The 9,902-nt window shown below is 55.0% G+C and carries 6 protein-coding genes and 2 pseudogenes; 4 read left to right on the forward strand and 4 right to left on the reverse strand.

Translation table 11 applies throughout. From position 1 onward, the window contains the following. Positions 1-101 precede the first annotated feature (101 nt). Together QMM04_RS17830 and QMM04_RS17835 are read left to right on the forward strand one after the other, a co-directional pair. A pseudogene (locus QMM04_RS17830) lies at positions 102-401 on the forward strand (DMT family transporter); the annotation flags it as partial. A gap of 14 nt (positions 402-415) precedes the next feature. Then, a pseudogene (locus QMM04_RS17835) lies at positions 416-2,728 on the forward strand (efflux RND transporter permease subunit); the annotation flags it as partial. A 250-nt stretch (positions 2,729-2,978) separates the two neighbouring features. On the opposite strand, the gene QMM04_RS17840 reads toward QMM04_RS17835, so the two are convergent. The 4 genes from QMM04_RS17840 to QMM04_RS17855 form a co-directional block, all read right to left on the reverse strand. Further along, positions 2,979-3,314: a protein secretion chaperonin CsaA gene (locus tag QMM04_RS17840; protein WP_282996662.1), complete on the reverse strand. Its 336-nt coding sequence runs from the start codon at positions 3,312-3,314 to the stop codon at positions 2,979-2,981. Then, positions 3,304-4,269: an EamA family transporter gene (locus QMM04_RS17845; RefSeq protein ID WP_282996663.1), complete on the reverse strand. Its 966-nt coding sequence runs from the start codon at positions 4,267-4,269 to the stop codon at positions 3,304-3,306. The genes QMM04_RS17840 and QMM04_RS17845 overlap by 11 nt, the downstream gene beginning before the upstream one ends. Continuing rightward, on the reverse strand, positions 4,266-4,856 hold the full coding sequence (locus QMM04_RS17850) for a helix-turn-helix domain-containing protein (protein ID WP_282996664.1): 591 nt from the start codon (positions 4,854-4,856) through the stop codon (positions 4,266-4,268). Before QMM04_RS17850 ends, QMM04_RS17845 begins: the two co-directional genes overlap by 4 nt. 1,125 nt (positions 4,857-5,981) lie before the next feature. Next, complete coding sequence (locus QMM04_RS17855) at positions 5,982-6,743, reverse strand: GntR family transcriptional regulator (protein WP_282996665.1); 762 nt, start codon at positions 6,741-6,743, stop codon at positions 5,982-5,984. Between the two features lie 77 nt (positions 6,744-6,820). Here QMM04_RS17855 and QMM04_RS17860 point away from each other — a divergent pair, with 77 nt between their 5' ends. Beyond that, a complete protein-coding gene (locus QMM04_RS17860; protein WP_282996667.1) occupies positions 6,821-8,176 on the forward strand; it encodes an adenylosuccinate lyase family protein in 1,356 nt (451 codons plus the stop codon). Between the two features lie 58 nt (positions 8,177-8,234). Continuing rightward, positions 8,235-9,527 (forward strand): C4-dicarboxylate transporter DctA, encoded by a 1,293-nt coding sequence (gene dctA / locus QMM04_RS17865; RefSeq protein ID WP_282996666.1) that lies wholly within the window; start codon positions 8,235-8,237, stop codon positions 9,525-9,527. The last annotated feature ends 375 nt before the right edge of the window (positions 9,528-9,902 follow it).

Genomic DNA, 9,902 nt, shown 5'->3' on the forward strand with positions numbered 1-9,902 from the left:
TGGTGGAAAGCGGACAGCGTTAATGACCAACAGCGGACAATGAAAATGGCGAAAAACGGTCAGTAATCTTGGCGTTGACAGCGGCGCTGAGTTCAACACTGATGCTGGCCTGCGTTAAAGGTCTTGCGGGGGCTGTTCCGGTTGGCGAAGTGATTTTCTTCCGTTCTGTCGGGGCGCTGTTGCCCCTGCTGTTCTGGCTCAGTCGGAGTGGGGGAGTGCTTGAGGGGATACGCACACGAAATATTCCGGGCCATTTCCTGCGCGGCCTTGCCGGAACCGGTGGTATGTATCTCAGCTACCTGTCTCTTTTATACATTTCTCTTGCTGACGCGACCGTCATCAACTACTCAGCACCGCTTTTTACCGTCGCTCTGGCCGCAGTCATACTCCGTGAAGTGGTCAGTTTTCAGCGCTGGACAGCCTTCGCGCGATCACGCTGCACGTCAGCGGTCACTATGTGCCGCTGGCGGATGTGGCATCGGTGTCCAGACAGCCTGCTGAACCGCCGGCCCCCCTGTTCAGGGTTAACGGTCAGCCCGCCATCGGGCTGGCGGTATCCATGGCACCTACCGGAAACATGCTTGATTTTGGCCACGCGCTGCGCGCACGCATGCATGACGAGGCCCTGCGCCTGCCGTATGGTATTGAAATGACACGCGTCGCCGATCAGTCCACCATGGTCAGCCAGGCCGTGGGATCATTCGTACACGTGCTGATCGAGGCGGTCGTTATCGTGCTCGCCGTATCGTTTGTCTCACTCGGGCTGCGGGCGGGCCTGGTCGTGGCCGCCGCGATTCCACTGGTGCTGGCCATGACGTTTACAGGCATGCATCTTGCCGGTATCGGCCTGCAGCGCATCTCGCTCGGCGCGCTGATTATCGCACTCGGCCTGCTGGTAGATGACGCAATGATCACGGTCGAAAACATGGTCTCACGCCTTGAAGCGGGAGACACACGCCGGGAGGCGGCGACGTACGCATTCAAAACCACAGCGTTTCCCATGCTCACCGGCACGCTGGTGATGATCGCGGGCTTTATTCCGGTCGGTTTTGCCGCCTCCAGCGCCGGGGAATACTGCTACACACTTTTCGCAGTGGTCATGATTGCCTTACTCTGCTCATGGGTGGTCGCAGTGCTGTTTTCACCGCTGACCGGCGCCTGGCTGCTGCCAGCCCGACTGCCTGGCTCCACTGCGGGCGCCGGCAGGCTCATCACGGCCTACCGTCGTCTGCTTTGCACTGTCCTCCGCCACCGGCTGGTGACGATCGCCACCGCGCTGATTGCCCTGTTGCTGGCGGGTATCGGCACCACCTTTATGCAGGGCGAGTTTTTTCCTGCCTCCGACCGACCGGAGCTGCTGGTAAGCCTGACGCTGCCCGCCAGCGCGTCGCAGGAAGCCACGCTGCAGCAGGTAAAGCGACTCGAAACGGCGCTCAGGGGTAATACCTGTATCGACCACTACTCTGCTTATGTGGGCACCGGTGCCGTTCGCTTCTATCTGCCGATGGACGTACTGCTGGACGATGAAAATACTGCCCAGCTGGTCGTAGTGGCAAAAGACCTCACGGCACGCGAGCGGCTGCAGCAGCAGCTGAATACCATTCTGGCCCGCGATTTCGGCGACATCACTACCCGGGTTTCTCCGCTGGAGCTGGGGCCACCTGTGGGGTGGCCGGTCCGCTACCGCGTCAGCGGCCCGGATTATGCTCGCGTGCAGGCGCTGGCCGAAAAGCTCTCTGCGGTGCTCGGCTCATCACCACTGACACGCGAGGTGAACCAGACGGCGGGTGACCCGGAGCGCGTTGTCACGCTCGCCGTTAATCAGACCGCCGCACGCGCGGCGGGTATATCGTCAGAAAGCCTTGCGCAGTATATCAATACGCTCTGGTCAGGCCGTGTGGTCACTGTTCTGCGAGACGGTAACCGTATGACTGAGGTTGTGCTCAGAGCCAGTGACACAGACAGGCGCAACCTGAGCAGTCTCTCATCGCTGATTCTGACAGCTGAATCGGGTGCAAAAATTCCCCTGACCCAAATCGCACAGATCCAGGCAGGGCTTGAAGATCCTGTCATGTGGCGGCGCCAGCGGCTGCCCTTCATCACCGTGCAGACCGATCTTGCCCCCGGCTTGCGTGCAGAAGCGGTTTCTGCCGGGTTACGTCCCCACGTTGACAGGGTAAGGGCGCAGTTGCCGCCGGGATACAGCATCAGCGAGGAGGGCACCGCCGCGGAGTCGGACAAGGGTAACCGCTCGGTGATCAACGTGCTCCCCGTCAAGCTCCTGGTCATGCTGGTTCAGCTTCAGCGCATCTCACGCATGCTGCTGGCGTTAATGATGGCGCCGTTTGGGCTGCCGGGGATTGTCATGGCCATGCTGCCAACCGGCACGCCGATCGGGTTCGTTGCCCTGCTGGGCATCATCTCACTGGCGGGTATGATCATCCGCAATGCCGTGATCCTCATCGTTGAGGCCGACGGAAACATCAGAAAAGGAATGGCGGCTGATGAGGCCATTATGGGGGCTTCCCTTCATCGGGTCCGCCCGATGCTGTTGACTGCCTGTGCCGCAATACTGGGCATGATCCCTATATCCCACCAGGTGTTCTGGGGACCGATGGCATTTGCCATTATTGGGGGGCTTGTGGTGGCCACATTCGTCACGCTGACGCTGCTGCCTGCCGTATTGAGTTTGATTCTTCAGGCAGAGCTGAAATTGGCCAAGTCATAAATAGCAGACAACGAAAAGTGGAGAATCTGCGCGCCTTTGCAGTCAGCAGCACGAAGGCGATAGTGGGTCACGTCAGATATGTGCCAGACAGAACGCTGGCACCTATCCGTTAAGTCTCCGCGAAAACGGGACTTTGTCAGTTGACTGTCGGCTATAAATTTTTGAAAAAACGACCGGACACACGTTGCTGTTAGCCGATATCGTTTGTGTGTACCTTCAGCAAGTGGGTGAGGAACTGCTCACCGGTATTTCAAAATACAGACTCACCATTCCTGACGGACTTTTCTGTTGTCAGAGGAATGGTTCCACCTGAACCGTCTGACACACCAACGACCAGCTCCTCTGACTTCTCAGGTCCCATCTTCATGGTGCCCAGATTAACAATGCAGATCACCTGTATACCTTCAAGGTCACTGGCTTCATAGTTGGTATAAGCCCCGCAGGAAACCCGACTACCCAGTTCAGGTCCCAGATCAATGGTCATTCGCCAGGTCGGTTTTGACGTTTTACTCTCTTCAACCCTGATAATTGTTCCTGCACGAATATCAAGAGCCGAAAATGAATCAAATGCCGCTTTATCCTTCATGATTTATCTCCTGTTTGTATTTGAGAGGCGTATTATTCTGACGCCGGAGCAAAGTAAATGAGAACCTGCCTGCGGGAACGGTGATAACGCCCAGACTGGCAACGATCAGGCTGACACCTGTCCATCCGCCAAAAGGCAGCCTTTCACCCACTATCAGGACGGCCAGCAGGGCAGCAACCCCCGGTTCCAGCAACGTGATAGTGGTTGCCATGCTGGCAGGAATGCGTGCCAGCCCGTACCCATAGCAGAGGTAGCCCAAAAACATCGGTACAAGCGCCATATAGATACCGACGGCGGCATAATGACCGTCCGCCAGAAGCGGTGCGCCGGTCATCAGCAATACCGGCATAAGCAGAAGCCCCCCCGCACCGAAAGTTGCTCCCATTGCCGCGCGGGCAGCCACACCAGCCTGCATTAATCTTCGTGCCGACCAGGAGTAAAGGGCGTAGGTAAAACCAGCAAGTAAGCCCAGAAAAATACCCGTCATGGCATGGTCATCACCAGAACCGTGCCCGCTGCGTTCTGCCAGGCAGAGCAGTACCATGCCGACAACACCCAGAGCTGCGCCGCCGCCCCACTGCTTTGTCAGGCGAACTCCGTCATAGCGAAACTCAATCAGGGCGGACAGCAGTGGGGCAGAACCGATGGAAATCACCGTGCCGACCGTAACGCCGGCATAATGCATGGATGCGTAAAAGGCGAGAGGGTAAACTGCCACGGCGCCCGCGCCGGTCATCAGAAAATGCCAGTGTCGCGAAATCAACCGACGCTGGCGAATGATAAGGCTGATACCCATTACGGCCTGCAGAAGCCCGCCAATGCCCATCGCTACCGCGCCCACCGCCAGTGGACTCAGATCAGGGGCATAAGTCGCGGCCGTTCCGGTCGTTCCCCAGAGGATGGCGGCGACAAGCACGCCCGCAATGCCCCCCAGGCGTTGTCCCGATTTAATCACGGGTATGCCTCCATCATCTGCTCGGCAATCCCGCGGGCCTGCATGACGCAGGTGCTATGACCTTCCAGTCCGGCTCGCGAAATGCTGCCTTCCAGCAGAAAAGCAAAATGCCTTGCCATTTGGCGGGCGTTTTCAGCGTGGCCATTCATCAGCTCCGTCAGGTGTGATGCCATAATCGCTTCGACCTCCTCCTTATGCTCCCGCACGGCCTGGCGTCCCGGCGTACCCGCGGGCAATTCAGCGGCTGCATTCAGCAGGCCGCAGCCGCGAAAACCGTTTTCGTAGGCGCAGTCAGCATGGTCCTCATAGGCCAGGAACACTGACAGGACCCGCGCCCGGGGCGTCATGGCAATCTGCAACCGACTTTTATACAGGGAAAGCCATTCTTCATGACGCACTTTGAGATACGTCGATATCAGCTCGTCTTTCGAAGCAAAATTGTTGTACAGGCTTTTCCGGGCGACACCCGCACGTTTGACAATGGCATCAATGCCCGTGCCATTGATACCATTGCTGTAAAACAGTATGCGTGCCGCATTGAGTAGCTTTTCATAAGCGGTTTCTGCACCCGCAGAATAAAGTGCCATAGTAGTCGTCTCACCAGAAGAAGTATGTATACCAGTCTACCTACTCATGTTCATAAAGCAACCGTTGTCTGCAACCGGTTCTGGATCAGAAGCGCCAAACGCACTTTCAGAGCCGGTAGGGCTTGTAATACGAAATGATCCCGAATCCACTGCTGCGTGAGTAAACGCTCAGTCAGAAGTCGGTAATATGCCAGCTTCAGCACCCGATATTAAAACCTGCAAACATCACTCAGCTTAAGGCCGTATGTAAGCACCTAAACGGGCTTAACGTATTGGTGTAATCTCTGCAGTCGGGGCAATATTCGTATTTTTGGTCGATCGCGCTGATAAGACCGAGAAAGATCATCGGACTGTCTGCTTGTGAATGAGATGGCGCAGCAAAAGGTGGCTTCTACTGGCACGATCGGAAGATGAGGGCCGATCGGTTCTGAATCGATGCCCTTCCTGAAAGAAGGCGTTTTACGGCGCTAACGGCTCCCCGTTATGAAAGCTCAAGGGTGGTGTTTTGAGGGGGAAAGTTGCACCGTGCTACGACCGGAGTCGCCTAGGCCACCTGAATGCAGCCGGGCACGCGGGCCGGGGAGAGTACCGAACAGATATCTTCGATGACAGGTTCGGATGCAGTCACCGGGATACGCGCGCAAGATAAATTCACATTCCATGGAAGTTCACCGCCAGCAGGAGATGAAGCAGTGCATCGCCATTTACGGCAGGCTCCGGGCGCTAACCTGAACGGTTTAACAGCAAATCCAGCGTCGGAAAATCATCGGTAATACGCACCTGCAACGGTACTGCTGCTGACCTTGTTCATCAAAACCATGGTCCAGCGCGCTGCGGCTGAGATAGATGTCGGCATTGACTGGCTGAGACGCAGTTGCCGCCGTCCGGCCCATTAGCCTCAGGACAATACCTGATAAATCCAGCCCCGCAACTTTATCGCGTGCAGCCTCTTTTCCTGGCCTTCCCTATACAGCCAGGCAATATCACCGGCCAGATCCCTTCGATAACGACGTTGCCTCTCAGCCCGAGCAAATCACCGGGTGAGAAACAGGTTCTGCTGCGAACATGTCAGGTCAGAAAAAAGCTTCAGTGAAGCAGGCGGCAATGGAGTCGCGCGAATGTAAATTAAAAATTTTTATCCCTCTCGAGTTTCATCATCAGGGAAAAGCGCTCGTTAGGGTGAACGGTTACAGAAATCGTCATCATGTTGGTATCCTGATCGCGATAGATGCGTGTGATTTCGAGTGCTGGCTCACCGGCCGGGGTATTCAGCTCTCTGGCCAGATCTTCGGTGATAAGAACAGCCTGAACGCGCTGCTCAATGGTGGTAATAATCAGACCAAACTCTGCTTCAATAATGGCGGCTATCAGGACTTCTTTTCGCTCTTTCGCCAGCGGTACAACCGATAAAAACTGTTTCGCCACATAGACATCCGTCCAGCATACCGGTTTTCCGGGATGTTCGCTGTCTGTCCTGATACTTGAAATACGGACATAATTACCACCCGGCTCCAGTCCAAGGCGCTCAGCCTGTGCCTTATCCGCCACAAATTGCTCGATTTCTTTCACTTCGCGCTGCTGCGTTTTCGCAAGATGGGCCAGATCCGAAATGGAACCTAAAGTCTGGGAGTATCCTTTCTGAGAGGTAGATGCCTCCACGCGCGTGCCAATGCGTTTTTTGCGCGACACTAAACCTTGTTGCTGCAGACGCGCAATCGCTGCCCGGATGGTGCTGCGACTTACCTGGAACATTTCAGATAACTCATGCTCTGTCGGCAATAGTGTACCCACCGGATAATCACCGCCGTTAATCGCATCCGAAAGCTTTCTGGCCACCATTAAATATCTAACCGAGATCATATTTCTCACATTCCATTCAAGGATCAAATTGACTGAGCTCCTGCATAACCTTAATTATGTTCGTACATATACTAAATGTACGTACATATCTGTCAGGAGTTTTTATGTCTAGCACCGTATACGATTCCCTGTTGTTCAGGAACATGTTTGCAACAGAAAAAATGCGCGCGATCTTCTCAGATAAGGCATTGATTGAACGTTATATCGAAACGGAAGTTGCGCTGGCCAGAGCTGAAGCGCGTTGCGGGATTATACCGCCCAGCGCAGCGGTCGAGATTGCTGAAAAATCACGTTATGAAGCGTTAGACCTAAGTGAGATGCAACATCAGACAGAAATTGTCGGCTATCCAATCCTGCCCCTGGTTGAGCAGCTCTCAAAAATCTGCGGCGATGCCGGGCGCTATGTTCACTGGGGAGCGACCACGCAGGACATCATGGATACGGCGGTGGTTTTACAGATCCGTTCTGCGCTGGATATCGTTGCCACCGATCTTCAGCACGTCAGAGCGGCGCTGACCACACTGGCGAAAGCGCATCGCGACACACCAATGGCGGGGCGTACTCATCTGCAACATGCTCTGCCTGTCACCTTTGGCTACAAATGTGCCGTCTGGTTGAGCATGTTTGATCGTCACGCCGAGCGGCTTGCTCAGATGCGTCCACGCGTTGAAGTAGGGCAGTTTGCGGGAGCTGCCGGCACTCTTGCTTCGCTGGGCGAAAAGGGGCTTGAGGTACAGCAGGCAATGATGGAGGAGCTCGACCTCGGCGTACCGCAGACCACATGGCATGTGGCGCGGGACGGTTTCGCCGAAACCCTCAACTTCCTGGGTCTGGTGACTGGTTCACTCGGCAAAGTGGCGCTGGATATCATGATGATGATGACCAGCGAGCTGGGCGAGGCCTATGAACCCTTCGTTAAGGGGCGCGGTGCCAGCAGTACCATGCCGCAGAAGCGCAATCCGATCTCCTGCGAAATTATCTATGCCGCAGCCAAAGGTGTCCGCCAGCATGCTGGCCTGATGCTGGACGCAATGATTCAGGATTTCGAGCGTTCAACCGGGCCATGGCAGGCAGAGTGGGTCGCCATTCCCGAATCCTTCATGTTGAGCAGTGCTGCGCTTGAGCAGGCAGTTTTCATGCTAAACGGGCTGGAAGTGAAACCCGACAACATGCGCAGGAACCTCGACATGACTCGTGGCCTTATTGTCGCCGAAGCAGTGATGATGGGACTGGCACCACAGCTGGGTCGCCAGACGGCCCATGACGTGGTGTATGACGCCTGTCGGGTTGCTAATACCGAGAATATGTCACTTCTGGATGCGCTGCTGGGTAATGAGGTTGTGACGGCCAGGCTCAGCAAAGCGGAACTGCAGGCTCTGACAGAACCGGGCAACTACACCGGTCTGGCGCCGGTGATGGTGGATCGTGCCCTGCAGGCTTCCTCAAAAAATAAAAACTAATACCAACAAGGGCAGCCAGACTGCCCTGTACCCTACCTGCCAATAAGAGAACAATGCCATGTCTACAGTTAAACCGTTCTGGAAAGGGCTGACGTTTCAGGTGCTCGCCGCCATGATGCTCGGGATTGTGCTGGGCTTTGCCATGCCAGAGTTTGCGGTGAAATTCAAAATCCTCGGCGACATTTTTCTGAAGCTGATTAAAACCGCCGTTGCACCGCTCATCTTTTTTACTGTTGTACATGGCATTGCTTCAGCGGGTGATATTAAGAAGGTCGGCAAAATAGGCGTACGTGCGCTGATCTATTTCGAACTGATCTCAACACTGGCGTTAGCTCTGGGTCTGGGATGGGCTAATCTGCTTAATATTGGTGCAGGGATGGGCAGTAGCGTCAGCGAGGCCGCCAGTTCGGCAGTAAGCGCGACGCTGGCAAAAGGCCACGCACCGTCCAGTACCATGGAGTTTATTTATGCCATCTTCCCGGACAACTTCATCGGTGCCTTTGCCGGTGGTCAGTTATTGCAGGTGCTGGTTATCTCAATCATCTTTGGTTTTGCCCTGCTGGCACTGACTCAGGAGAAGCGCAGTGCCATAGAAAGTGGCATGAGCCGCATCTCCGAATGCTTCTTTGAATTTATCAACCTGATCATGCGTCTCGCACCGTTCGGTGCCTTTGGTTCGGTGGCATACGCCGTCGGCAGCAATGGCAGTTCAGTATTACTGTCGCTACTGAATCTGGTGTTGATGTTCTATGTTGCCGTTGCCTTCTTTATCTTTGTCGTGCTGGCTGCCATTTGCCGCCTCTCCGGCTTCAGCTTATGGCGATTTCTCAGATACATCAAAGATGAGATTTTTATCGTGCTGGGCACCGCATCTTCGGAGAGCGCGCTGCCGCGCCTGCTGCAAAAGCTGGAGCGCTTTGGTTGCTCCCGTCAGAGTGTGGGATTGATACTGCCAACCGGATATGCCTTCAACCTCGATGGTACCAGCATTTATATGTCGATGTGCACGCTGTTCATTGCCAACGCGTATGGCATCGACCTGAGCTGGCAGCAGCAGTTAGGTATTCTGGCGGTAATGCTGGTCACCTCAAAAGGCGCTGCAGCGGTCTCCGGCGGTACTTTTGTAGTATTCGCTGCGACAGTTGCTACGGTTGGACATCTGCCGGTGGAAGGGCTGGCTTTAATCTTTGGCGTCTATCGCTTTATGTCAATGGCCGTCGCTACCTGTAATACTATCGGTAACAGCGTGGCAACCGTGGTGGTGTCACGCTGGTGCGGTGAATTTTCTGAAGGGGATGCAAAGAAAGAGTACAGCCGCCTGCTGAACCGCAGACCTGAGTCATCATTGTAGAGGAATCTCAAAATGAACACTGGCGCAGGTTGGCATCCTGCCCGATCTGAATGAGCCTGTCGAAAAGCGGGACACCCAGCGCCAAGGGACTTTCAAAACTTAACGTTAGCCCTCCACTTGTTTTCCGGGAAGTTGACGTTAAGTGAACGATATGTTGTGCTGAGGATACGATAAAAGTCCTGGGTGCGAAATCCCGTCTGGTTCAGTCTGTTCCGGTTCATACACCCGGTCAACTGTCTGGGCATCCCGCGCCGCTGGACAGACAGAAATTTATCATCGTGGAGACTTAAAAAGCGCTAATGCACTATAAGAACACTCCCTAATATATATAGTAACGTATCACCCGGTTCTCAACAGGCAAGAATGATGGCAGTA

Origin of the sequence: Pantoea sp. Pa-EAmG (assembly GCF_030024295.1) — a bacterium.
Taxonomy (GTDB): domain Bacteria; phylum Pseudomonadota; class Gammaproteobacteria; order Enterobacterales; family Enterobacteriaceae; genus Pantoea; species Pantoea dispersa.